The following is a 24,607-nucleotide window of genomic DNA, read 5'->3' as shown; positions in this document are numbered from 1 at the left end:
AGTATACCAGAGACCCTACTTCCATTCCTCTCCCCGAAAGGTCGAGAGGCTTTAAAACCCCCATTCCCTTGTAGGGAAGGGGGGCTAGGGGGGTTAGGTTTCCGAGGTCTAGAAGTTACTAAAAATACTTTTCAAACATCCTCTTAGGACGGACTTAGAAATGGGGCATTGGGGAATAGGAATTAAATTCACCCCTATGTCTCCTAGAGAAAGAGGTTCGTTGCCTTATCTATATTTTCATGAATCAAATAGGACTGCGATAATGCCCGAATAATTGAGTTTTTATTCCCATAGTAATTAGCCACTTTCTTACTAAGTGCCTTAATTGAAGTAGCCCCTTCTACTTATCGAGACTCAGCAGGTTGTTGCAGGCGTAATAGAGTATTGTAAACCTGCCTTTTTAAAATCGTATTATTTTGTAGTTCTATAGTAATTTTATTGAACTGTTCAAATTTCAAACCATTATCTTCAACAATTTTTTGAGCGTGGTTACAGTAGTTAACTGCGATATCTTGAGCCTTCTTTGGAAGACCATTTATGCTATTAGAATCGTTGCAAACAATTTGGGGGATTTCTCCATTGCCAATAAGTTTTTTAATTTCTTCAAAAGCATTTTGACGGGCTGGCTCCATTGCTAGCACGGCTTGAGCGTAACTGTCGATTTCAGTATTGTTAACTATTGGTGCTGGAGTTTGAGCGTCAGCTTTAGAACTCAATGAAAAACCATTAAAAATCAAACTTGCAGTAGCGATCGCACCGAACAATAACGATCGCGACAGGGTTCGCTTTCGGCCAGTTCTGGAAATTAAATCAGAAATTTTCTTCATATAGTGTATGACACGAAACTACATCAGGGATATTATAAGAACTTTGAATTATTTTCAGAGTTGGAAGTTCCAGGAACTGCTCAATAGATTAAGCTTTTATATTTGATTGTCAATTTCCTCGGCATACTTGACAAAGTTCGATAACTTTAGTCTGGAGTGTTGACATTTCTGATGCTCCTTGCTTAAGGCTAACCTCTAATTCCAGCAGTAGGGGTAAGCAAAAGATTAACTGTTGCACAGAAAGCAGCTTAATTTCTTGCTGTAAGAAGTAAATTCGTTTGGGATTACCGATGTCAGCGGCAATAGCGATCGCTTGTTGATTCCGTTCCCCACTTTCTATCATAATCTTCACCCACAGCCAGGTGCGAAATTGTCCAATCAGTGTTGCAACTATCCGTAATCCCGGCTCGTCAGCATTGCTCAAATCTGCTAGTGTTGTCAAAGCTTTACCTGTATCTCCTGTTCTGATTGCTGCTGCTAATTGTAAGCTATTTTGGGTAGTATTTCTTACTAACTTTGTAACAGTATCTGTGTCTAAAGGCTGATTGCTATCTTGAACATATAGCCGTAATTTCTCTAACTCATTGTAAAGGAGCCGTGTATCATTTCCTACGGCTTCTGCCAACAGATGGGAAGTATTGGCAGTCAGTTTCACGCCTACAGTCTGGGCTGCTTGATTAACAGATTGCACCAGTAATTCTGTTTTCCAAGGTGGGATAAGAGGAAATTCTCGGAATTCGGTAGCAAACTGTTTTAACAATTTCGTGGATTTGAGGCGTTCATCTGGCTTATTGCGGCTGGTGAGCAATAAAAATGAGTTTTCGGGAATGACACTTAGCGATCGCCCCAATTCTGCCAACACATTCTCTGGACAGTGCTGACACAGAGTAGTGTTTATCAGCCATACCAAACGCCCACCAGCGCCAAAAGTAGGCGTCATCACTTGATTTAACGCCTGGATAGCAGCATCAGCTCGATCTGGGGAGAATGCAGTGTAATTAAAACTTGTCCATTGGGGATCGAGGACGCGATCGCGCAAAAGTGCGATCGCCTTTTCCATCGCAAAATCATCTTCACCCCAGTAAACATAGATTGGCATAGATAAACCTCTTAGTAGATGGGCATTAGGAGTGCTGAGTTAGGAGTTAAGAGTTAGGAGTTTTGTTTACCCCCTTGTCCATAGGTGTCAACTTAACGCAAAACCGCTTGTCCGCCGGGAATTGAAATTCCCGTCTCATCGCTAAAGTCATCTGAAGATGACTAAATATCGCCAAAAATCTCCAGTCTACTTCAGTAGAGTTAAGCTAAAAGCCGGAAAATTTATTTCTGGGCGGGGATGTAAGCCAACAGATAAGCTATTTCTAGCTGAAGTTGACACCTATGCCCCTTGTCCCCCTATCTCTCTCATCTCCCCATTCCCCATTCGCAAAAATTAAATACTTTTGAAATCATTCTCTTAATCAAGGTAATTTTCCCTAAAATCTATCAAGTGAGAGCGTGAGGCTATGAAGATTGGACGACAACTATCAAACTTACTTAAATCGGTTAGCAAGACTGACGCTGCCAGAAGCCTACAGATCCCAAGCCCAGCATATTCAGGAATCTTCTAAATTTCAGCTAAATTCTGGGTTGAGACAAGCGGCATCCTTTCCTGGCTATACGCTAATTACCCCGCCGGCAGAAGAAGAATCACACAATTCTGCTTTCTATGCCAAATTACAGACTTATCAACAGGAACTTTTGCAGTTGCCTGTAAACCGTAATTTGATTGTACCTGTACCTCCTGCTAGCTTCCATCTGACTTTAGCGGATTTAATTTGGGACAATGCTTACCTTGATGCCTACGAAAAAAATCCTAAATTTGACGAGGAGTTACACTCTTGTTTAGCTGAAATATTTCAAAAATATCAACAATTGATGACAAACAGAAGTCATCCAATTAAATGGCAAATGCTGGGACTAATACTGATGCCAAGAGCCATAGCCATTTGTTTAGTCCCCCAAGATGAACGTTGTTACGAGGAAATTATTCAATTTCGTCGAACAATTTATCAAAATCCCAAGTTAATTGCCTTGGGTATTGAGCAGCATTATCACTTCACAGCCCATGTTACATTAGCCTATTTTGGGGAGGTTTCATCTGACCTAGACCGGATAAATTTCAGCACTATACTTTCTCAATTGAATGAACAATGGCTGTTGAATTTGCCCGAATTCTCGATCGATCGTGTTGAATTACGAAAGTTTGACAACATGACACACTATTATCGCGAATCAGACTGGCCGATTTTGGATTTTTAAGTAATTAGTTAGTATTTAGTAGTCAGTGAGTAATACTGACTACTAATAACTTGTTTGAAAAGTGGTTGGCTGTGATTTTAATCGAATTTTTACCCCCCTTAATCCCCCCGTGTGTATTGGGTGAAAACTGGAAAATCTAGTTCCCTTCCCAATACATACGGGGAGGGGTAGGGTGGGGTAAAAAAACGTTGATACACCAATTATGAATTTTCAAACATCCTCTAAATACTCATTATTAATTAGCTTAAAATTTCAGTTGTTGATAACCGAGGTAAATTGCTTCTAAAAAAACATCAGGCGTAACAGCTTCTGGCAATTTTTCTAAATTAATAATAGCTTTAACTTGCTCGGCTAGCTTTAGAGATAGTGAGGTTCTTGCCTTTAACGACATTGCACCGCGTCGCTGTAAATACTCACGAATAACAGCAAAATCATCTGGCATCAATTGCGAGAAATCAGCAATTTCAATTAACTGTTCATAAAGTCCTTTTGCTTGTTCTGAAATTGTCAATCTTGCAGATGCAGTTGGTGCTTGGGTTTGAATTACAATTGTGCCAGCAGCCAAATCACCTAAGCGTTTTTCACGGCTACCCAACATAATTAAAAAAGCACCGATAAACAAAGTTTCATCAAAGGGTCGCAGTAAAGCACGTAGCGTTGCTTGTTGTAGCCCGATCAATCTACCATCATCTCGAACTACACGAATTTTAGCAAATCGTTTACCAGGAGTTTCCCCAAACCATAAGGTTTCAAAAAATACAAAATAGCCGATGTAAATTACAAAGGCGATAATGAAGAAAATTGCTAACAACCAAATATCTAAACTTGGTAATTTAGCAAAAAAGTATTCAACAAAATTTAACAGCTGTGTTGAGAAGACACTCCAAGTAAGGACAAACAGAAGCAAAGTTACACCCAACACTGTATAGTCAATCAGGAGTGCCAAAACTCGATTCCCGATTCCCGCTAGAGTGAATTCCAACTCTACACTTTCTGGAGTCTGGAATGTGATGCGATTAAAAAAGCGCATATTTTAACTAATTCAAAATTAATAGAGTTGGATTAAGATGTTGAGTTAACGAAAATCTTGCGAGGGAGGTTCTCGTAATTGCAAACCTAGACCTTCACGCCGACTACGCAAGTCCAAGTATAAAACAGCTTTTAGTGCTTGCCAGAATGGCATGACTAAAACTCCACCGATCAAACTGCCAATCACAGAAATAATATACACAATCGAGTAAATAGCAGTACCAGGCTCAAGTTTAATTAGGAATAAGCTAGGTATATAGTTTAATGCAAACACCAACGGCATTGTAACGATAAAACCAACTAAAACAATGCCTTGAATGCGAAAGACTGAGGCTTTAGTTAACTCCCAACTTCTGGCAACACTTTCGCCACCATTGATATTTTCTTCAACTGCTAAAGGCACTTCAGCTACTATCCAACGAGAGTAGAACCAGGTTAGTCCTAATAATATAATGCCTGCCGTTACAATTATTACCAATGTGGTTATGACTATAACGCCTGAAGTACCTAATATTCCTCCTAATGCTACTCCGATCAAGCTAGCTACTACACCGCCCACGATCGCTAATCCAATATAAATTAGCAGTAAATATATACCTACTTGCAAACCAACTCTTAAAAATGACCAAAGACGTGGATTAATATGGCTCCTGGCAGTTTGAACACCTTCAGGTTGGTAAATCAATTCTCCAAAAGCCAAGCGTGAAATTAGTCCAGAAATGGCTGCATATTTTGCCCAACCATACACAGGAAGCAGAACCCACAAATGAGCGATCGCAGCTAGGTTAAGATAAGTCTTCAAATGAGAACGATACAACCGTACCGCAGCACTGACAACGTTACCGATACTCAGTGGTTGTATCTGGCCGGAAGATCCAAAGTTTTCAGACATAATGCTAAATTTCCCTTGAAATTACGGAGATCGATTTGAGGCTATCTTAAGCTAAGTTAAACTCAGTGTTCCCAAAATTCATGAATATTCAACGTTGGATTGCGCGACGAGAACCGAATTGGCAGCGTTTAGATGCCCTATTAAGGCAGATAGAAAAAAAAGGGTTAAAGTCCTTACAGGCAGCAGAAATTAGAGAGTTAGCAAGTTTGTATCGTTCCGTAGCGGCAGATTTGGCACGCGCCCGCACTCAGCAAATCGGCAATACTTTAATCCAAAGTTTACAATCTTTAACAACTCGTGCTTACACGCAGATTTACCAAGGTTCGCGGCGGCAGGAATGGCAGGCAATCTTAGAATTTTATCGTTGGGGATTACCATCTGTAGTCCAGAAATCATTTGTATATATTGCTATGGCAACGGCGCTATTTCTACTAGGCGCACTAGTGGCTTGGTGGTATTCTTGGCAAAACCCCAGCTTTATGCCTTTGATTGTACCTGAAAGCTTGATTACCAAAGTGCGAGATGAGCATAAATTATGGATGGGTTCAATTGTTGGTGTTGAACCTCTGGCATCCAGCGGCATCGCAATCAATAATTTGTCGGTGTCTTTTGGGGCTGTTGCTGGTGGTATGACAGGTGGAGCATACACAGCCTATTTGATGGTATTTAATGGTTTATTAATTGGTGCTGTTAGTACTTTAGTCGGTCAAAATAATCTGGCTTATCCTTTTTGGGCCTTTGTATTTCCGCATGGTTCCTTAGAATTACCTGCAATCTTTTTTGCTGGGGGTGCGGGATTTTTATTAGCAAGAGCAATTTTATTTCCTGGTAAATATCGCCGTGGAGATGCACTGAAATTTTATGGATATCAAGCGGTGCAGCTAGTATTTGGGATTGTACCAATGTTGATTATTGCTGGTGCGATCGAAGGCTTTTTCTCTCCTAATCCTAATGTACCTGATGCAATTAAATACCTAGCAGGGATAGGATTATTTATACTTTTGGTAATGTATTGTAACCGCAAGGAAACATAAAATAATTTAGATTGCGGCTGATTGGTAAATTTAAAAAGTATTTTAGAATAAGGTAAATACTAACTATGTAAATAAATCATCATAAATTGAAGTTAGGATAATCATGGTACAAACATCAAATAAAAGATTGACTCTAGAAGAGTTTCTCACACTACCAGAAACTAAACCGTATTCTGAATACATTGACGGTCAAATCATTCCAAAACCTATGCCTCAAGGAAAACATAGTACTATTCAAGGAGAACTCTGTCCCACAATCAATTCTGTTATTAAAGTCCAAAAAATGGGTTGGGCTTTTCCAGAATTACGTTGCACTTTTGCAGGACGTTCTATAGTCCCCGATGTCGCTGTCTTCTCTTGGGCAAGGCTTCCTGTAGACGAAAATGATGATATTACCAATACATTTGCCGCAGCACCCGACTGGATAATCGAAATTTTCTCCCCCAAACAAAGCCATACAAAAGTTACAAAAAAAATCTTACACGCTCTCAATCACGGAACTCAAATGGGTTGGTTAATTGATCCTGATGAGCGATTCATTGCTGCTTATCCTGCTGGACAACAACCTTTACCTTTTGAGGAAATTGAATCTGTTTTACCAGTGCCAGAGTTCTGTCAGGGTTTACAGTTGACGGTGGTTGATATTTTTGGGTGGTTAAAGGTGACTGCGTAACAAATATTTTGTTTAACCCAACTTACTATTTTTATACTGAAAATATATATGCCAAAACGCATTATCACCGAACTATCTGATGAACAACAGGCAATCCTTCCTATCTATAGAGACAAGTGGTGATCGATACAAATATCAACTGAATCAATTGAGCAAGAAAAAGTCGCAGCAATAATCAAAACTGCTTATGCGGTGAGTGATTATCCTGAGCCTGAGATATTATTCTATAGCAGTCCGATGACCGCAATTGAGAAGATTCTTACTATTGAGAATTTTAAGGCATATTTAGGGCGCGATATCCACATGAAATTAGGTAAAAGAGTAATAGATCACCTTCTACATGGAATAACGGAACAACTTGACGAACATCTCTGTATCAGATTGCGGAACCAAGTTCAACACCCTGAATTTCCGTACTACTCAACTGAGAGTCATCCACTAGTTTCATACTTTCCGTATACAGGAAGATGTCTTAAACATCAACTAATTGCCGATCTCGACAAGCTTGAACTTGAATTTACTGATATTTTATACTTTACAAACAACCTGACTAGACCAGCAGAATGGGCAATTTTGGGTTGTATGTTAGATTTTTGTATCTCAGTTCTTAACCTTCAACACGATAAGAAAAAATGGAATGTACTTCAAGAATTGATTCAACATTGTGGTTTAATATTCCAATTTGAAAAGGTTTGTATAGTCTGCGATCGCCCTTGCAAGTTGTCTTTTGACGAAGAAAATATGCTTCATGCTGAAGGGGAAGCTGCTCTTCAATTTGCTGACGGCTATAGTGTTTATGCTTGCCACGGAAAACATCCTTCTCAAGAAGAGCGATATTATCAGGAGCAAGATCCTGAGTCTGTTTAGATGTGCAATTCTAGGGGCTCACCGATAAACACAGATGTTTATCTCTTTTTTACTGAAGTGAAAATTTTTAGATTGCATGATTTACGCAATTTTAATTATTTAAAATTTATTTTAAATTTTTATTAATTTTTAATCAAATAATTTAGTCAGTAAAAATCAATAAGAAAAAACTTTTTAATTAAATATTTAAATATATCTTAATTTCTTGCTCATCAATTGTTAAAGAAGCTTTAACCATAAAAAATGTAGCCTATTTAAGACTGGAATTACAGCAGTTAAGTATTCCTTGAATTAGAGGTAATATGATTTTTTCGACCGCCATATTGAATCGTGCCATTGCTACTTCAATGGTGACAACTTCTGTTGCACTTAGTCCATTTTTTGGTGCGATCGCACAAGCTGAAACTCTCAATGGTGCAGGAGCAACTTTCCCAGCTCCGCTTTACGAACGCTATGCTCGTGAAGTGAAGAAGAAATATCCAGACTTGAAAATTAACTACCAAGCAATTGGTAGTGGTGGTGGTATTCGTCAAGTCATCGCTGGAACCGTTGACTTTGGTGGTAGTGATGCTGCAATGAAAGATGATGAAATTGCTAAAGTCAAGAATGGTGCAATTTTAGTACCGACAGCAGGCGGTGCTGTTTCTGTTGTTTACAATCTTCCAGGCGTTAACAATCTCAAATTATCTCGCGCTACACTACCAGCAATTTATTCAGGTCAAATTACCAAATGGAATGACGCGAAAATTAAAGCTGATAATCCAGGCGCTAATCTACCAAATCAAACAATTAAATTTGCTGTTCGTGCCGATGGTAGCGGTACAACTTTCATTTTTACAAATCACTTGAGTGCCATCAGCGGTTATTTTAAAGGCAGAGTTGGAACTAACACTGCTCCAAAATGGAATCTGCCAAATGTTCTCAAAGGCAAAGGAAATCCAGGTGTAGCTGCTATAGTAGCTCGGACTCCTGGTTCTATTGGTTATGTTGAATATAGCTACGCTGTCAAAAATAATCTGAAATCAGCATTGGTACAAAATAAGAACGGAGAATTTGTTGCTCCTTCTTTAGAATCTGCAAATGCAGCTTTATCAACTGTCACTTTCCCAGACAACTACCGCGTTTTTATAGGAGATCCAGGACAAGGTTATCCCATTGTCGGTCTTACTTGGATAATGGTTTACAAACAGTATGCTAATGCTGCTAAAGCTGATGCAATTAAGAAATGGATTAATTGGGTATTGAAAGACGGTCAACAGTATAACGACGATCTGAACTACACCAAAATTCCATCTGATGTAGCAAATCGAGTGCTTCAGACAGTGAATAGCTCTGTCAAGCCTTAATTTGTAATTTTTAGAAATTACGTACAAGAGATTTCCCAATTCCCTTAAAAAGGGAAGGATGCTTTGAATATAGCAATCCTAAATGAGATTGTGAAAATTTTTGTTATGGTCGTCCTTGGTCATTTGTCCTTTGTAATTACAAATAACCAAGGACAAATGACTAATGACGAATGACAGACTGAGTTAATAACTCGCTCTCCTAGTAAGTAAAATCTATTTTATTGATTTGTAATGGCATTATCAGACGATTCAAATCTAGGCGATGAAAATTTCAATCTAACTACTACCAACGATGTAAATTTTTGGTTTGACCAAGGTTTCACACGGTTAGTATACTTTTTTGCTGTAATTACCGTTGCAATACTATTGTTGATGAGTTGGGTAATTTTACACGAAGCTCTACCAGCCATTAAGCAGTTTGGAATGGGGTTTTTGTGGGGACAAGATTGGGATACGGGTAATCAGGTTTTTGGTGCATTACCCTATATTTATGGAACTTTGGTAAGTAGTGCGATCGCTATTTTATTTGCTGTCCCTGTGGGAATTGCAGTAGCCTTAGTTACGAGTGAGAATTTTTTACCTTCATCGCTGCGAATCACCCTAGCATTTGTTGTTGAATTAATTGCTGCAATTCCTAGTGTAATTATTGGTTTGTGGGCGATTTTTGTCTTTATTCCAGTTCTAGAACCTCTGCAAAAGTGGTTAGCCAGTACTTTGAAATGGATACCACTGTTTAATACAGAAGATCCTTCTGGGACTAATATGTTGACTGCCGGGGTTATTCTTGCCATCATGATTTTGCCGACAATGGCAGCAATTAGTCGTGATGTCTTAATGGCTATCCCGAAAGAATTACGTTCTGCATCTATGGCTTTGGGTGGCACTCGTTGGGAAACAATTTTTCGAGTCTTGCTACCATCTGGATTTTCTGGAATAGTAAGTGCAGCAATGCTTGCTCTAGGACGGGCTTTGGGTGAAACAATGGCCGTTACTATGGTGATTGGTAACTCTGCTCAAATCAGCGTTTCTTTACTCGATCCAGCTTATACAATTCCCTCTGTATTAGCTAATGAATTTGCTGAAGCTGAACCGGGTTTGCATATAGGTGCTTTAAGTTATTTAGCATTAATTTTATTTGGGTTGACTTTAGCTGTAAATATTGGTGCTGTCATCTTGGTGAAGTGGGTTGGCAGAAAAAATAAATAACACTATCTCCTTTTCAAATTACTACAAATACCTCAGTTAACAAAATATTTATCAATCAAATTTTGTCAAATTTATGAGTGGTTACATTCAATCAGAAAAAGATGAATTTTTGGCAACAGAATTATGCAGCCCTCTGCCAAGAAAGCGAGTAATATTTACATACGCAATGAATGCGATCGCTTTTGGTCTTACAGGTCTAGTACTCATTCCTTTATTGTCAATTTTGTGGGAAATTTTTATCCGGGGAATATCTGGACTCAAATCAGAAATGTTTGTCAAAGCAGTTATTGATAATGGCTTTGGCAATGCCATCTTGGGAACCATAATCATGGTGATGATTGGTGCTATTTTTAGCATTCCCACAGGGATAATAACAGGAATTTTCTTAGCAGAATTTGGTCAAACTAACCCAGTTGCTAGTATTGTTCGCTTTGTCACCAGCATTCTTACAGGCGTACCTTCAATTGTTGTCGGCGTGTTTGCTTATGGTGTGATAGTTTTGGTAACTAAAGGATTTAGTGCGATCGCAGGTGGTTTTGCTTTAGCTGTGATTATGCTACCTGTAATTATATTGACAACAGAAGAATCCTTAAAATTGATTCCGACATCTCAACGTCTCGCCTCTGCTGCTTTAGGTGGAACTCATTTCCAAACTACTTTTCGCATTGTTGTAACTACTGCAATCCCCGGAATTACTACAGGCATTTTATTAGCTGTAGCTCGTGCAGCTGGTGAAACAGCACCCTTAATTTTTACTGCTTTATTTAGTCTAGATTGGTCAGAAGGATTGTTAAGTCCTACAGCTTCTTTACCAGTATTAATTTTTAACCTCTACAACGATCCCGATCCACAAAAAAGTCAATTGGTATGGACTACTTCTATAGTTCTACTCAGCTTAATTTTATCTGTCAGTATTCTCTCTCGCTTAGTTATTAGACAAAGAAGACTAAAGTAAAATAAATAACTTTTTGTATTATTTTGCAAAGTCCGATATTAAAATGGTAAACTGCCAGACTAAAGCCTTGTTTTGATATACCTTAATTACGAATTAAAAATTACGAATTACGAATTAGCATGAGTAACCTAATTCCAGCTATCAAAGTTAAAAACATCAGCTTTTACTACGGGACAACAAAAGCTATTGAAAAGGTGTCAATAGATATTTACCAAAACCAAGTAACCGCAATTATTGGCCCTAGTGGTTGTGGTAAATCTACCTTCATCAAAATTCTTAATCGCATTAGCGAATTAGAAGGGCCTGTCAAAGTTGAAGGAGATGTAGAATTTTTTGGTCAAAATATTTACGATCGTCGTGTCAACATAAATCGATTACGCCGCCAAATTGGTATGGTATTTCAAAAACCAAATCCTTTTGGGATAAGCATTTACGAAAATGTTGCCTACGGGATGAGAATAGCAGGTAGGCATTCAAAATTAGAATTAGATGAAATTGTCGAATCTGCACTTCACAGCGCTGCTCTTTGGGATGAAGTCAAAGATAAGCTCGATAAATCAGCTTTAGGACTTTCTGGTGGTCAGCAACAAAGATTATGTATTGCCCGTGCTTTAGCAGTCAAGCCGAAAGTTCTGCTGATGGATGAGCCTTGTTCGGCTCTTGACCCCATCGCCACCATGAAAGTTGAAGAGCTACTCCACAGTTTACAGTCTGAGTTGACAATTGCGATCGTCACCCATAATATGCAGCAAGCCGCTCGCGTTTCTGATTTTACAGCTTTCTTTAGCACCGATGAAAGTCGGATTGGTCAAATGGTTGAATTTGGCGCTACAGAGCAAATCTTTAACAATCCAATAGACCCCCGCACCCGCGACTATATTTCAGGACGTTTCGGTTAAGGTACGTTCTAGCGTGACTTATTGATTTTTGTCGAGCTATCTTGCACTAGAGAATACTCATAAAGTGTAGTTTAAAAAAGTTACTAATTTATCTTTATAAATAAATTAACTCCTCACTACCTATGAAAAGTATACAATCTTCAGATTTTGATTTCTACATAGCTATTTTAAATCGAACCATACCTAATCCTTTTTCATCAGAAAGGATGGTATAGGACTAGTATTTGATTTCTGAAAAGATACGTAGTGGCGTGGCAAGCCTAAAATAGTGCAAAAAATTTAGCTCTTGTGGGGTGGGCGACACGACATAGGTGTCAAGTTAAGAAAAATAGAAACTTGTCAAGTAGGTCAAACTCAATGGTTAAACTCAACACAAGGGTGTTAATCATAGCCATGAGTAAGCCAGGCAAAAAACAAGGAAATCCAGACTTTCGACATCGGGTAACTTGCCCAGCCCCAACAAATCAGGAGATAGAATCACGGTTGATTGAACTGGTAAGTCCGGGGACATTTGCCAATCTCAAAGATGTAAAAGACAAACAGAGAAATAGGCGTAGCCCGCCGTAGGCATCGCGGATACTAACCCTACCCGTGATGGCAGCAATAGTGTTGAGTTTGGTATATCGACAAATAAATTATTTAACAGATGTGCTTCGCTGCCTGGAAGTTGAAGGATTGTTGTGGGTAGAGGCAATGTCTGTAAGCCGGCAAGCATTATCTCAACGGCTTGAGAGCTTGCCAGCACAATTGTTTAGTAAGCTGTTTGAGCAAGTAGTAGAGCGCCTAGCAGCCAAAAAAAATTCAATTGAAATTGCACTTTCTTGGGCATCAGTAGCAGAGAAGTTTAGTGCAGTATGGATTGCGGATGCATCGACTTTGGAAGCAGTCAAAAAACACTTGGGGCAACTGCAACAAAAAACAGGTGCAGTTTTAGGTGGGAAGATGCTAATGGTCGTGGAAGCATTTAGCCATCGCCCAGTTGCAGCGTTTTTTGACGCTGATGCCAAACGCAAGGAAACCAAATGGTGGGGTGAAATAACACAACGCCCGCCAGTGGGTGGTTTACTGATTACAGATATGGGCTTTTATGGGTTTGAGTGGTTTGATAGTCTAACTGAAGCCAGAAAATATGTTTTAACTAGACAAAAAGCCAAGGTGCGCTATCAAGTGGTACGCTGCCTTTCGAGTAGTTCTCATTACAAAGATGAAATTATTCAAATCGGACTCAACCATACTGATTTAAGTTGTTATCCGATGCGCCAAGTGTCAGTACTCTGGGGTAAAACTTGGTATCATTATTTGACTAATGTCCTTGACCCGCAACAGCTTTCACCACAGCAAGTCTGTGATTTGTATCGCCGACGTTGGAAAATTGAGGATGCATTTTTACTCACAAAAAGATTGTTGGGTTTATCTTATTTATGGGTTGGCGGCACTAATGGTGTGCAAATGCTTTTTCTTTGCTACCTGGATTTTTTATGCAGTACTCAATGATTTGTCTGCCGACGTAGCTGTGGCTTTGCAACAGCCTATTGAACGTATTTCTGTCGAAATGGTTTTTCGCAGTTTGTATTTTTTTCACCGCGCACTTTTACAAAACCCACAACTACAACTTATTCCTTGGGTGGTTGAGCATCAACGCTCTATGGGACTAGTTAAGGCAGTGCGTCAGCGACACCGACGCAACGCCGCAACCTCACTTGACATTTGGGCATCTGCCTTAACTTGACACCTATGGCAAGATGCCCGCCCGGACGGGTGAGGACACCCATCCCACAAGAAAATTTATTGCAACAATTTAGCCTTGACACACCACTACAATACCTAATTTTGTTCAAAAATCAAATATGATTCCTATGTATAGTTAAAGTGTGAAAGGTAGATATAAAAAGCCTGTAAAAGATAAATTTTGGAGCATAACTTTAAATATAAGTATCGACTAACAGTTTATTTGCTGTATAGCTACTGCATGGCTACGTAATTTCCATGAATGTCTCCTTTTGGGGGTAACATAGTGAAACAGCGGCGCTAATTTGTACTACTTTACCTAGTCAGGTTTTGTTTCACACGTTTTAGGAATATGAGTAAACTAATTCCAGCCATCAGAGTCAAAAACTTCAGCTTCTCTTACGACACTCAAAAGATAGTTGAAGGCGTGTCAATGGATATTTACCAAAACAAAGTCACGGCAATTATTGGTTCTAGTGGATGTGGAAAGTCTACTTTTCTTAAATCGTTAAATCGCATGAGTGAATTAGAAGCAGAAGTAAAGGTTGAAGGAAAAGTAGAATTTTTTGGGCAGAGTATTTATGAGCGTCGCGTTAACATCAATCGCTTACGTCGCCAAATTAGTATGGTTTTTCCCAAACCAAATCTTTTTCCCATGAGCGTTTACGATAATGTTGCTTATGGGGTGAAGTTAGTTGGATGGCATCCAAAAGTAGAATTAGATGGAATTGTTGAATCTGCCATCAAAGCTGCCGAACTTTGGGATGAAGTGAAAAATAAACTGCACAAATCTGCTTTAGAGCTTTCTGGTGGTCAACAGCAAAGATTATGTATTGCCCGTGCTTTAGCGGTAAAACCTAACGTTTTGTTGATGGATGAGCCTTGTTCAGGTCTCGATCCTATGGGTAGTATGAAAATCGAGAATTTAATCCATAATTTGCGTTCTGAATTGACAATTGTGATTGTTACTCACAATATGCAGCAAGTTGCTCGCCTATCTGATTTTACGGCTTTCTTTTATAGTAATGAAAATCGGATTACTCAAATGGTTGAATTTGGTACTACTAATAAAATTTTTACTAACCCTGTAGACTCTCGTACCCGCGACTATGTTTTCGCTCGCATCGGTTGAAGTGTTTCTTAAGTTCTAGCTATTGAGAGGGTTCATACATAGTGCAAGCACAAATAAAGGGTTAAATTGAATTTCCGCTTGTTTTAAGTTTTTCTGGTGTTAGGCAATGCAATCTCATATTGACAGTATTTTTTTATACTATATATTTAAAGACAAGTATTTGCTCTAGACCACCTAAATCATAAAATGAAATGTCCCCGGTGCGAATCTACTTCATATCGTAAAAATGGTCGTCGGAATGACAAGCAGAATTACCTCTGCAAAAATTGTGGTAAACAATTCCTAGAATCTGTATTCTCTCGTTCCTTAGAAACTGACTTGCTTGCTAACAGCAACGGACATACTAAAGTATCTACGGCTGAAACGACGGAACTTTCTTTATTAAAAAACCTGCCCGAAGAAAAAATCACAGAGAAAAGCCTTAGCTCTTTTAGTTTGACATTAGCTGAACAACTGTTGCAAACGATATTATCGCCTGATTGGTTAGAATCTGCTGCTTTGAGCCAATTTATTCAAAAATTTCAACAAATAACTGAAATAAAACATCAATTAGAAACAGGAATATCACTTCTACTTTTGGATGCAGAGAACTTAAAATTAGATATTAATTCAGAATTATTTTTAGCTAGTGTCTGCAAATATCCTCTTCAATTTAAAATGGCATTTGCTAACTGGAAGGAAAAATCCAAGTATTGGAAAACAAGATATTGAACTATATAACCGTGGCTATCAGCTTGTCCATGTGCCAGAGGGTAAGGATAGTGCTGATGCAAAAATGATCGCTTTCGGTGCTTGTATTGTACGCTCTTATCCAACAGTTAAAGAAATATTAGTCTGTTCTAGCGATGGAATTTTAATTCACCTTTGCAACGAACTCCAAAACCAAGGATTAATTGTCTATTGGGTACGCAGACAAGGGCAAACTTTACATATAGAAAACCGGAATACTGGCAAATTAACTCCTTATTCTTTAGCAATGGCAACAGAAGTTCCATCTTTGGAAAAAGTGGTTGAGCAAATTCAAGATTTAATTAAAAATGAACAAGATTCAATCAATACTCGATTACACAAGTTGACAACTATTGCAAATTTATTTCAAGAAAGATCCAATATCGATAATAAATCTAATCATGAGCGACCAGAAATTGAAGAAATTACCCCTATTATAGATAATTCATTTGCACAATCAATTTCAGAAGAAGATTCTGCGGAAATTTCTAATGAAAAAACATTAGATAAATTAATTTTAAAAATTATTCAAGATATCCAAATAAAGTCTCCCAAAACTAAATTGTCTGTGTCCAAATTAGGTACAGAATTACAGAAAATAACTGGACAATCTCCTAATTCAATTATTAAAAAACTAAAGCTAGGTTCCAATTTTACCAAATATTTAGAATCATCTCCCACATTTACATTAAAGGCTAGTGGCAAGGAATATGAAGTAATGCCGCTACTCTTTGAATAAATACTTTCTGGATGTTTACGTACAACGTGAGCCTGTAATTCTGTATTATGTATAAAGATGTAAAGAAATGTAAAGAATATAATGCAGGATAAAGTTGTTGTTATTGTTGGTGCTACTGGTGGTATTGGTTCAGCTTTAACACAAAAACTTGCGCCTACCGGAGTCCGGTTGGTACTGGCAGCGAGAGATACAGTTCGTTTAACCACATTGGCTGCTGATTTACCAGGACAAGTTTTGACTGTTCCCACCGATATTACTGACCCCAAACAGGTAGATACTTTGATAGAAAAGACGATCGCTGAGTTTGGTCAAATTGATATTTTAGTGAATGCAGCTGGCGCTGGTATACTCAAACCCTACAACAGCCTAGAACCCGCTGATTTAGACAAAATGTTAGATGTCAATTTAAAAGGTAGCTTTTACACCACTCAAGCGGCTGCTGAAGAGATGCAAAAGCGCAAGTTTGGTCACATCTGTAATATCGTAGGAATTCTGGGCAAACATTCGATGGGGATGGCAGCGGCTTATTCGGCTTCTAAGTTTGGTGTTGTCGGTTTTAGCAAGTGTATGGCAGAGGAACTCAAACGTTTTGGTATCAAGTTCACGCTATTCTACTTTGGTGGGGTAGATTCTCCTTTTTGGGATAACGTCAACCTAAAAGTAGACCGAAAAAAAATGCTTAGTCCTGAAACTGCTGCCAATGCGATTTTCTTTGCTCTTTCTGCCGAACCGCAGGCTGTGCCAATGGAAATTAACATTCAACCTGATAGTCATTTGTTCTTTTAGAGCGGGAGTACGCTTACATAATTCTTGCTTAGGAAAGACGTGAAAATCTAGTAGAAAAGGCAAAATTTACAGATATATAAACTGTTATGCTGGATTTTCAATATCTATGAAAATTGATCGCGTTCATTTCTATGTAGAAGACGCTAAAGTTTGGCGAGATTGGTTTGTACGCCATCTTGGTTTTCAAGCAGTAACCAACGATCGCATCAGTTCATTTCACACTTGTACAGAAGTAGTGAAAAATGGTGATGTCTGCTTTTTTCTATCTTCACCTCTGTTGCCTACAAGTCCAGTAGCGGAATTTCTCCGTCAATATCCACCTGGTGTGGCAGATGTCGCTTTTGCTATCGAAGATGTCGAAGGCGCGATCGCCCTAGCTCAAAAACACGGTGCGACAATCCTACAACCCATCCAGGAACGCCATGAGGGTAAGGCGTCGATCAAATGTGGCAAAGTTGCCGCTTGGGGTGGACTGACTCATACGTTAATAGAAAGGTCATTGGTTTTTGAGAAAGGACAAATGACAAATGACATAGGCGCGCCAGCGGCTTCCCGCAGGGTAGGACAAATCACAAATGACAACACTTTTACCGCCATAGATCACATAGTGTTAAACGTGGCAGTTGGTGAATTGGATCGTGCTGTGGCTTGGTACGAAAAAATTCTAGATTTTCAACCCCAGCAGGCATTTAAAATTAAAACCAATCGCTCTGCTTTACACAGCCAGGTGATGGTTTCGCGCAACGGTATCGTCCAATTGCCAATTAATGAACCGGCTTCCAAGAATTCTCAAATTCAGGAATTTCTAGATGTCAATCGGGGGCCAGGAATTCAACATATTGCTTTGCGGACGACTAATCTTGTGAATGCGATCGCTAAATTTCGTGCCAGTGGTTTATCCTTACTCTCGGTTCCCCAAACCTACTACTCGCAGCTAAAACAGCGACCAGGAATCACGCTATCACCTCTAGAATTAGAAGCGATAGCTCAACAGGAAATTCTAGTCGATTGGCAAGAATATACTCCTTTAGAGGGAGGAAATATCGCACCTTTATTACTACAAATTTTTACCCAGCCAATATTTGAACAGCCGACATTTTTCTTTGAGTTTATAGAACGCCGTTTCCAAGCTCAAGGTTTTGGCGAAGGTAACTTTCGCGCCTTATTTGAAGCCATTGAAAGCGAACAAATCAAACGCGGTACGCTGCAATGAGGTCATTATCGATACTTTCTTAAAAAAGTTTACAAAAAAACCTTTAGCTAGACTTAATACCCTCAAAAAATAGCCATACATCTGAGATAAACTTAATAAAAATTAACTTTTACCGCCGATGCTAAGACTTATTACTGACTTCGACGGCCCAATTATTGATGTTTCCGAACGGTACTACCGTGTTTATCAATTCTGCTTAGATAAAACCCGTCGCCCAGATCAAGTAGTGCAAGAACTTCCGAAAGCGGAATTTTGGCAGTTAAAGCGATCGCGCATTCCCGAAAAACAAATTGCGCTAAATTCTGGGTTAGACGAAGCCCAAGCTCAAGAATTTGCCCAGCTGCGGCGACAAACTGTGCATACAGAACCTTACTTTCACTATGACACTCTCGCGCCTGGTGCTGTAGATGCACTGTTAAAAATTCAACAAGCTGGAATTGATTTAGCTGTGATGACGATGCGCCGATTTCGGGAACTAGATTATGCCTTCCAAAAACATGATTTAGGCAAATTTTTCCCAGAAAATCGTTGTTTTTGCTTGACTAACGACTACGTTAAAACTCGCGATATTGAAGATAAGCCCTTGTTGATGGCTAGGGCATTAAAAGAATTGCCTCCGGCTGCTGATACTTGGATGGTAGGCGATACGGAAGCTGACATTACCGCTGCAAAAAATTATGGTGTCAAGGTAATGGCTGTAGAATCCGGGATTCGCGATCGCACCCAATTAGAACTTTACCACCCCGACTTAATTGTTCAGGATTTTAGCGCTGCTGTAGATTTAGTTCTAAAAGCTAAATACCTTGTCTAAAACGCTCTGTACCTGCCACAGATTCAATTAATCAGCATTCGGGTTGTAAATTAAAATAGGAGTCAGAATAGCTATTCTGACTCCTGACTTTTTATTTTAGAAGAACACACATAAACCATGTCTTCTTTATAGAAACCTGCTTAGGGCAGTGGTTTAACGTAGAAAACTACTAACTAACCACAACAATATAAACGTCACTACAGTAGAGAACTGATTCGTTTCCAGACTGATAAATGATATTTGTGGTAAGAGCCAGCTAGCAATTAGTCCCCCAACGATTAGGCCAATTATTAAACTGACCAGGGTGAACAAAACTGCTCGGCCAAATTTGCCTTCCTTGCGGTTAAGAAAGTAAATACTAGTTCCCACACCAACCACCAATGCTAACTGCAAAACCCGATCGCCTCCCTCTGGATAGAACAGGCTAATAGAACTCAAACCGAGAAACCAAGCTCCTGGTAAGAGTATATCCGCAGGCGTTGGCTGATCCAGCATCCGTTGCAGCCATGCGGGTGACTGTTCGCGAGGGGTTGGACTTTCTTTAGGAGGCAATTGCACTCGCAACTCTGGAAACCGTATCCGCTCAGGGACTTTGATTTTACCTTCCTGGCGCATCCGTAAGCGATCCATTAAAATCGCATCGTAAGCCGCCTCAATCACTTCTAAATGCTTGGCGTCGCCATTATGTTGCTCGAATAGGCGATTACGAGCATCCTGAATTTCATCGAAGCTAGCCTCTTCTGATACCCCAAGTTTTTCGTAGGGATTTTGATCGCTCATGGGAGTTTGTTACTTCAGCCTCAATCAGCGGCAGTCTTTTATCGAATAAAAAACAATTTTAGGTTTTATTTCGATCGAAACTAAAGTCCCGATCTATTTATATGCCCTACCAGGATAGTAGCACGGGTTAGTTTGATCGACTTTGTAATTTCAACTATAGTCACTTTAACATATCGCTATAACTCCGTGTATACCCTCATGTCGTTGTCTAATTCTGGCTCTAATCTATAATTTGAACGGAGAGTACCTAAAAGTCATGGTTTTTATGAAAAAATCAACTTTAATGTTTCAAATCTGGCAATTTACTGTGCCCTAAAAGAGTTTTTTTTAATTATACTGAATAATCGCTTGTGGTATATATCCACATATCGATTTAAAATTGAAACGTTTTAAGTTACCACCTAACTGGGATCGAGAAGGTGTCTTGCTATCAAGAACGGTTGCAGTTAAAGTCAGAGCGCTTATATACTGTTGGCTAACAGAAGTTTCGCCTTCTCATTGCCCACAATCCTGATTAGAGTATTTATTTTTGAGCGATCGGAATTCTTATACCGTAGCCATGTAAATTCTTAGTTAATCCCAAAGTGGCAACTGCGTTTTTACGCAACTCTCTTGTTAATCTTACGAATTTTTGTGCAAAGTAATGGTCATGGCTCCTGCCAAGATTCTTGTAGTTGACGACGACCCTGCGGTTCGGAATTTAATCCAACGCTTTTTGATTAAACAGAACTATCAGGTGGAGGCTGCCGAAGACGGAAAGACAGCCTTAAATCTATTTGAGCAATTTAACCCTGATTTGGTGATTCTAGATGTGAATCTACCAGATGTCACAGGGTTTAACCTCTGCCAAGAGATGCAAAGTCGTAATGGTGTTTTTGTTTTGATGTTGACTAGCCGTGCTGACGAAGCTGATAAAATTCGCGGCTTTGCTAAAGGTGCTGACGACTATCTCACCAAGCCTTTTGGACTAGGAGAGCTAGAAGTCAGAGTTGGAGCTATTTTGAGGCGTCAGCGAGTGATAACTACAGCCGAGCAGAAACGCTTGGTATTTGAAAAACTTATGATCGATCCAGTGCGACGGGAGGTAGCACTTAATAACCAACCAGTACCTTTAACTGCTCTGGAATTTGACTTGTTGCATTTTTTAGCTAGTCATCCAGGCCGAGTTTGGCGGCGGGCAGAACTAATCCAAGAAGTGTGGGATTATGAATATGTCGGCGACCAGCGGGTTGTAGATGTTCATATCGGCCAAATTCGCAAGAAGATTGAAATTGATGCTAGTCAGCCAGCATTAATTCAAACTGTACGTGGCGTAGGCTATAAGTTTGAATCTGCTGCTCACCCCCAGCAGTTGGAAGGCAAGTCCTGAGTTTATAGTCTAGAGTTTTTTAACTCTTGACTGTTAACTCTTGGGGAAGGCATTAGTGAATTTTCTTAGTTTTAGTAAAAGACAAATTTAGACAATCAAAATAAGTAGATATTCCTCAAATACACGCCAAACAGTTATTTGAGATATTTATCTATCTATTTCAGATAGTAGACAGGGGAGAGAGTCTACTGGAAAATATTTCTTGGTATGTAACCGTTTTGGTAGGTATAACGGTGCTGAGATTGGAGTTTATCGGGTACATAGCTGTCCATTGGTAGTCAAATGAAGCTAAAGTCCTTTTAAAAGCCCGTTTCTAGCCTCTGTCTGGAAATGCTGCTGTCAGTCAGGGAAGCGGCAGCCTCAAAATAGATATTTCCAGTTGGAGACTGAGAACAAAGGTAAATTCCGCTCTATTACCAACTACTTTTGGCAATAAAAGAAACTATTAGAACTTTTTTATGGATCGGAATCTACCGATCTTTTTTATTGTAATATTGCCGATCGCTATCAGCTGAAAATCCCGTTAATGAGGTACGGTATGCCGTACCCCATTAATAAATAGGGGAATAACGCCCTTTATACCAGTAGCTATGGGGTGTCTAGTAAATTAGCTGTTGCTGGTGAGTCGGTACAGGGCATTTCTACTGTGGAGTGATGGAACAAAGTTTCCAGATAGACTCGAGCAGCACGGCGATCGCTATCTCCATTTTGGAGTAAAAACAATGATAGTGCCGCCGTCAGTACTCTGTTTTCATCCCAATCGGGATGGGTTTCTAAGTAGTTTTTTAAGGATTCGTGGAGTGTTTCAGGAATTTCTGTAAAGATGCTAACCGTTGATTTCATGAGATTTTCCTCCTATGAGGATAATCAAGAGGGACAAGTTGCTTGCGGTAAAGCGGTTTAAGGCTTTACACGCTCTTTCGCTATCCCGACAATTTCCACTTGCATCTAGTAGTAATATATTTTACATCTTTGATGCCAGCGGTTGAACGGAATTATAAAAGCAAGCCGCATCATTGTGCGCCAAGAGGGGGTGGGTTTGTCAATGCTGCGAAATGTTAAAAACGATGGTATAAAAAATAAATGCGAACGACAGAATAGGCATTTAAGGCAATTTTTTGTTACTTTACTTCATAAAAACTCAGTCCTTAAACTTCTTTGCTACTTGTAATCAACAATCCCCAGTAAGACAGCAAGAAGCCTATTAGCTCGTATAGCACCTGTGGAAAACTGCTAAAATCCCTGTGGAAACCCTGTGGAATCAGTGAGGAAAATAGTAACCAATGATAAGAATTACAAAAATGTCATCAAATTATGACATTTAAACTCATGAAATTAGCTTCTCAATCTCAGTTATCATCGTGGTTGCCTTCGATACATCCCCAGGTCTGGATTTTCGCAATTGGGAGATTTCTCTCGGAAGTTGGTACCGGCTTTACCCTGTTTTACGCCCCCATCTTTTTTGTCAATCAACTTGGTTTATCTGCAACCAGTGTTGGGGTAGCCTTGGGTAGCGCCTCGATTTCCGGCATCGTAGGGCGGATTGCGGGTGGTTCTTTGGCTGATTCTGAATATTGGGGACGCCGCCGCACTTTGTTGCTAGCGACGGCGATTTCAGCAATTGCTTCTCTAGTTTTAGCTGCAACCAATACTTTCACTTCTTTGGTAATCGGTAGCTTGATTAGCGGTTTAGGGATAGGTTTCTATTGGCCGGCGGCTGAAGCTGTGGTTGCTGACGCTAGCCAAATTGACAATCGGCGGGAAACTTTTGCGATCGCTCGACTAGCTGATAATCTGGGGTTAGTAATTGGAATTGTGCTGGCTGGGTTTTTGATCGCGATAATTGGGAGTTATCGCTGGCTATTTGTGATTGATGCCATCTCTTTTATGGCATTTTTTGGAGTTGTCTATGTAGGGATTAATGAAACCGAACAACAGCAGATAGAGGAACCTGAAAAGACAGAACTTTTTGCTGCTTGGATGGCAGTATTAAGAGATGGGCGTTTCCTAGTCTACATCGCAGTTAATATATTTTTTACAATCTATATTTCTCAAATCCACAGCACCCTACCGCTTTACTTCAAAAATTTTGTTTTTGTCGAAAGTACTACCGAAGGATTTGCTCAAACTACGATTAGCGGATTATTTGCTTGGCATCTGTTGTTCGCTATTATTTGTCAGTTACCTGTCACCACCATCTTAAAACGCTGTTCTCATACACTCGCACTCACTGTTTCTGGCATTTTCTGGGCAATTGGTTTTGGACTGATTTGGGTAAGCGGTACAGTCTCATCTCATCATCTGCTTTGGGTAACATTGGCATTGGGAGTATTTGCTGTGGCGATTGTTTCCTATACCCCATCTGCTGCTTCTTTAGTGACTGAGTTAGCCCCGGAAAATCAACGCGGCGTGTATTTTTCTATCAACGCTTTGTGCTGGGCTGTTGGTTCTTTTATTGGTCATCCCTTGGGCGGATGGGCATTAGACCAACCACAAATTATTACTAATAGTTACTGGCTAGGCTTCATTTTGAGTGTAGCGATCGCTGCGGCAATTTTACAGTATCTCAATCGAATTTTGGCTGAGTAACATAACTCCCCACGGTAAGATGACCTGTTTTTTTATTCTATTGACGACGTTCTTGCAGCTTACGATACACCGATTTCAAATCAACTTTATGGTGAGCTAAGGCAACCAAAGTATGATATAGCAAATCAGCCACTTCACCTGCGATCGCATCTTCTTCATCATCCTTAAAAGCCATTACCACCTCAGCAGTTTCCTCACCGATTTTTTTCAAAATTTTGTTATCGCCACCTGCAAATAGTTTACAAGTGTAAGAACTTTCAGTAGGATTATCGCGGCGATCGCATATTATTTGAAACAATTGTGACAATGTATCACCTGGAGGGGAGGCAATTTTTCCTTCTATTTGGTGAAAACAACTGCGCTCTCCAGTATGGCAGGCAACATCTCCTAATTGCTCTACCCCGATAAGCAGGGCATCACTATCACAGTCATAACGGATACTCTGCACTTTTTGGATATGTCCAGAAGTCGCCCCCTTGTGCCACAATTCTTGCCGGGAACGGCTCCAAAACCAAGTTTCTTCAGTTTCTAAAGTCTTTCGTAACGACTCCTGATTCATCCACGCCATCATCAGGACAGTACCATCTAGATAGTCTTGGACAATTGCAGGCACTAGACCCCGTTCATCGTAGCGAATTTTCTCAACCGGGATAGTGTAATGCAGCGATCGCGAATCGTAAGAAGACATACCAGCTAGTTTGC

The 24,607-nt window shown here is 39.7% G+C and carries 22 protein-coding genes and 2 pseudogenes; 17 read left to right on the top strand and 7 right to left on the bottom strand.

All coding sequences use genetic code 11. The features are described from left to right. Positions 1–344: 344 nt before the first annotated feature. Together RMY32_RS17310 and holA are read right to left on the bottom strand one after the other, a co-directional pair. Positions 345–827, bottom strand: coding sequence for a DUF4168 domain-containing protein (locus RMY32_RS17310; protein ID WP_322710133.1), 483 nt, complete (start codon positions 825–827; stop codon positions 345–347). A 109-nt stretch (positions 828–936) separates the two neighbouring features. Beyond that, entirely contained in the window at positions 937–1,926 is a 990-nt protein-coding gene (holA, locus tag RMY32_RS17305; RefSeq protein WP_322710132.1) for a DNA polymerase III subunit delta, read from the bottom strand. Between the two features lie 413 nt (positions 1,927–2,339). Here holA and RMY32_RS17300 point away from each other — a divergent pair, with 413 nt between their 5' ends. Next, positions 2,340–3,128: a DUF1868 domain-containing protein gene (locus RMY32_RS17300; protein ID WP_322710131.1), complete on the top strand. Its 789-nt coding sequence runs from the start codon at positions 2,340–2,342 to the stop codon at positions 3,126–3,128. Between the two features lie 244 nt (positions 3,129–3,372). On the opposite strand, the gene RMY32_RS17295 is transcribed toward RMY32_RS17300, so the two are convergent. Both RMY32_RS17295 and RMY32_RS17290 read right to left on the bottom strand, forming a co-directional pair. Continuing rightward, positions 3,373–4,158, bottom strand: coding sequence for an RDD family protein (locus RMY32_RS17295; RefSeq protein WP_322710130.1), 786 nt, complete (start codon positions 4,156–4,158; stop codon positions 3,373–3,375). A 45-nt stretch (positions 4,159–4,203) separates the two neighbouring features. Further along, on the bottom strand, positions 4,204–5,049 hold the full coding sequence (locus tag RMY32_RS17290) for a hypothetical protein (RefSeq protein ID WP_322710129.1): 846 nt from the start codon (positions 5,047–5,049) through the stop codon (positions 4,204–4,206). A gap of 80 nt (positions 5,050–5,129) precedes the next feature. Between RMY32_RS17290 and RMY32_RS17285 the strand changes: the two genes are divergently transcribed. From RMY32_RS17285 to RMY32_RS17220, 14 genes and pseudogenes are all read left to right on the top strand, one after another. Further along, on the top strand, positions 5,130–6,083 hold the full coding sequence (locus RMY32_RS17285; RefSeq protein WP_322710128.1) for a stage II sporulation protein M: 954 nt from the start codon (positions 5,130–5,132) through the stop codon (positions 6,081–6,083). Between the two features lie 103 nt (positions 6,084–6,186). Beyond that, complete coding sequence (locus RMY32_RS17280) at positions 6,187–6,756, top strand: Uma2 family endonuclease (protein WP_322710127.1); 570 nt, start codon at positions 6,187–6,189, stop codon at positions 6,754–6,756. A 237-nt stretch (positions 6,757–6,993) separates the two neighbouring features. Then, a complete protein-coding gene (locus RMY32_RS17275) occupies positions 6,994–7,623 on the top strand; it encodes a DUF6745 domain-containing protein (protein ID WP_322710125.1) in 630 nt (209 codons plus the stop codon). Positions 7,624–7,925: 302 nt separating this feature from the next. After that, the gene (gene pstS, locus RMY32_RS17270) at positions 7,926–8,969 is read left to right on the top strand and encodes a phosphate ABC transporter substrate-binding protein PstS (protein WP_322710123.1); all 1,044 of its coding nucleotides are present in this window, start codon (positions 7,926–7,928) and stop codon (positions 8,967–8,969) included. A 231-nt stretch (positions 8,970–9,200) separates the two neighbouring features. Then, positions 9,201–10,175: a phosphate ABC transporter permease subunit PstC gene (gene pstC, locus RMY32_RS17265; RefSeq protein WP_322710122.1), complete on the top strand. Its 975-nt coding sequence runs from the start codon at positions 9,201–9,203 to the stop codon at positions 10,173–10,175. Between the two features lie 73 nt (positions 10,176–10,248). Beyond that, positions 10,249–11,130, top strand: a complete 882-nt coding sequence (gene pstA, locus RMY32_RS17260) for a phosphate ABC transporter permease PstA (RefSeq protein WP_322710121.1) — start codon at positions 10,249–10,251, stop codon at positions 11,128–11,130. Between the two features lie 119 nt (positions 11,131–11,249). Further along, positions 11,250–12,029, top strand: a complete 780-nt coding sequence (gene pstB / locus RMY32_RS17255) for a phosphate ABC transporter ATP-binding protein PstB (RefSeq protein WP_322710119.1) — start codon at positions 11,250–11,252, stop codon at positions 12,027–12,029. Positions 12,030–12,416: 387 nt separating this feature from the next. Next, positions 12,417–13,758, top strand: a pseudogene (locus RMY32_RS17250) (IS4 family transposase). 351 nt (positions 13,759–14,109) lie between these two features. After that, positions 14,110–14,889, top strand: a complete 780-nt coding sequence (gene pstB, locus RMY32_RS17245; protein WP_322710118.1) for a phosphate ABC transporter ATP-binding protein PstB — start codon at positions 14,110–14,112, stop codon at positions 14,887–14,889. Between the two features lie 318 nt (positions 14,890–15,207). Further along, the gene (locus RMY32_RS17240; RefSeq protein WP_322710116.1) at positions 15,208–15,600 is read left to right on the top strand and encodes a hypothetical protein; all 393 of its coding nucleotides are present in this window, start codon (positions 15,208–15,210) and stop codon (positions 15,598–15,600) included. Continuing rightward, entirely contained in the window at positions 15,518–16,357 is an 840-nt protein-coding gene (locus RMY32_RS17235; protein ID WP_322710114.1) for a hypothetical protein, read from the top strand. Before RMY32_RS17240 ends, RMY32_RS17235 begins: the two co-directional genes overlap by 83 nt. 81 nt (positions 16,358–16,438) lie before the next feature. After that, positions 16,439–17,143 carry an SDR family oxidoreductase gene (locus RMY32_RS17230; protein ID WP_322710112.1) on the top strand — a complete coding sequence of 235 codons (705 nt, stop codon included), beginning with the start codon at positions 16,439–16,441 and terminating at the stop codon, positions 17,141–17,143. 106 nt (positions 17,144–17,249) lie between these two features. After that, the gene (hppD, locus tag RMY32_RS17225) at positions 17,250–18,356 is read left to right on the top strand and encodes a 4-hydroxyphenylpyruvate dioxygenase (RefSeq protein WP_322710110.1); all 1,107 of its coding nucleotides are present in this window, start codon (positions 17,250–17,252) and stop codon (positions 18,354–18,356) included. A 118-nt stretch (positions 18,357–18,474) separates the two neighbouring features. Further along, positions 18,475–19,167, top strand: a complete 693-nt coding sequence (locus RMY32_RS17220; RefSeq protein WP_322710108.1) for an HAD family hydrolase — start codon at positions 18,475–18,477, stop codon at positions 19,165–19,167. 153 nt (positions 19,168–19,320) lie between these two features. Here RMY32_RS17220 and RMY32_RS17215 read toward each other — a convergent pair whose 3' ends face one another. Further along, positions 19,321–19,947: a CPP1-like family protein gene (locus RMY32_RS17215; RefSeq protein WP_322710107.1), complete on the bottom strand. Its 627-nt coding sequence runs from the start codon at positions 19,945–19,947 to the stop codon at positions 19,321–19,323. Positions 19,948–20,596: 649 nt separating this feature from the next. Here RMY32_RS17215 and RMY32_RS17210 point away from each other — a divergent pair. Continuing rightward, positions 20,597–21,316, top strand: a complete 720-nt coding sequence (locus RMY32_RS17210; RefSeq protein WP_194040360.1) for a response regulator transcription factor — start codon at positions 20,597–20,599, stop codon at positions 21,314–21,316. Positions 21,317–21,967: 651 nt separating this feature from the next. Here RMY32_RS17210 and RMY32_RS17205 read toward each other — a convergent pair. Then, positions 21,968–22,159 (bottom strand): annotated as a pseudogene (locus RMY32_RS17205) (DUF2811 domain-containing protein); the annotation flags it as partial. Positions 22,160–22,645: 486 nt separating this feature from the next. Between RMY32_RS17205 and RMY32_RS17200 the strand changes: the two are divergent. Continuing rightward, positions 22,646–23,905: an MFS transporter gene (locus RMY32_RS17200; RefSeq protein ID WP_409883275.1), complete on the top strand. Its 1,260-nt coding sequence runs from the start codon at positions 22,646–22,648 to the stop codon at positions 23,903–23,905. A gap of 37 nt (positions 23,906–23,942) precedes the next feature. On the opposite strand, the gene hisIE is transcribed toward RMY32_RS17200, so the two are convergent. After that, on the bottom strand, positions 23,943–24,593 hold the full coding sequence (gene hisIE / locus RMY32_RS17195; RefSeq protein WP_322710104.1) for a bifunctional phosphoribosyl-AMP cyclohydrolase/phosphoribosyl-ATP diphosphatase HisIE: 651 nt from the start codon (positions 24,591–24,593) through the stop codon (positions 23,943–23,945). Between the last annotated feature and the right edge of the window lie 14 nt (positions 24,594–24,607).

Origin of the sequence: Nostoc sp. ChiSLP03a (assembly GCF_034531215.2) — a bacterium.
GTDB lineage: Bacteria > Cyanobacteriota > Cyanobacteriia > Cyanobacteriales > Nostocaceae > Nostoc.
The sequence above is the reverse complement of the archived record's forward strand: the minus strand, read 5'-3'. Positions and strand labels throughout refer to the sequence as shown.

Coding starts and splice junctions, on each gene's coding strand:
- RMY32_RS17310 (WP_322710133.1), bottom strand. CDS start 827: ATGAAGAAAATTTCTGATTTAATTTCCAGAACTGGCCGAAAGCGAACC.
- holA (WP_322710132.1), bottom strand. CDS start 1,926: ATGCCAATCTATGTTTACTGGGGTGAAGATGATTTTGCGATGGAAAAG.
- RMY32_RS17295 (WP_322710130.1), bottom strand. CDS start 4,158: ATGCGCTTTTTTAATCGCATCACATTCCAGACTCCAGAAAGTGTAGAG.
- RMY32_RS17290 (WP_322710129.1), bottom strand. CDS start 5,049: ATGTCTGAAAACTTTGGATCTTCCGGCCAGATACAACCACTGAGTATC.
- RMY32_RS17285 (WP_322710128.1), top strand. CDS start 5,130: ATGAATATTCAACGTTGGATTGCGCGACGAGAACCGAATTGGCAGCGT.
- RMY32_RS17280 (WP_322710127.1), top strand. CDS start 6,187: ATGGTACAAACATCAAATAAAAGATTGACTCTAGAAGAGTTTCTCACA.
- RMY32_RS17275 (WP_322710125.1), top strand. CDS start 6,994: ATGACCGCAATTGAGAAGATTCTTACTATTGAGAATTTTAAGGCATAT.
- pstS (WP_322710123.1), top strand. CDS start 7,926: ATGATTTTTTCGACCGCCATATTGAATCGTGCCATTGCTACTTCAATG.
- pstC (WP_322710122.1), top strand. CDS start 9,201: ATGGCATTATCAGACGATTCAAATCTAGGCGATGAAAATTTCAATCTA.
- pstA (WP_322710121.1), top strand. CDS start 10,249: ATGAGTGGTTACATTCAATCAGAAAAAGATGAATTTTTGGCAACAGAA.
- pstB (WP_322710119.1), top strand. CDS start 11,250: ATGAGTAACCTAATTCCAGCTATCAAAGTTAAAAACATCAGCTTTTAC.
- pstB (WP_322710118.1), top strand. CDS start 14,110: ATGAGTAAACTAATTCCAGCCATCAGAGTCAAAAACTTCAGCTTCTCT.
- RMY32_RS17230 (WP_322710112.1), top strand. CDS start 16,439: ATGCAGGATAAAGTTGTTGTTATTGTTGGTGCTACTGGTGGTATTGGT.
- hppD (WP_322710110.1), top strand. CDS start 17,250: ATGAAAATTGATCGCGTTCATTTCTATGTAGAAGACGCTAAAGTTTGG.
- RMY32_RS17220 (WP_322710108.1), top strand. CDS start 18,475: ATGCTAAGACTTATTACTGACTTCGACGGCCCAATTATTGATGTTTCC.
- RMY32_RS17215 (WP_322710107.1), bottom strand. CDS start 19,947: ATGAGCGATCAAAATCCCTACGAAAAACTTGGGGTATCAGAAGAGGCT.
- RMY32_RS17210 (WP_194040360.1), top strand. CDS start 20,597: ATGGCTCCTGCCAAGATTCTTGTAGTTGACGACGACCCTGCGGTTCGG.
- RMY32_RS17200 (WP_409883275.1), top strand. CDS start 22,646: ATGAAATTAGCTTCTCAATCTCAGTTATCATCGTGGTTGCCTTCGATA.
- hisIE (WP_322710104.1), bottom strand. CDS start 24,593: ATGTCTTCTTACGATTCGCGATCGCTGCATTACACTATCCCGGTTGAG.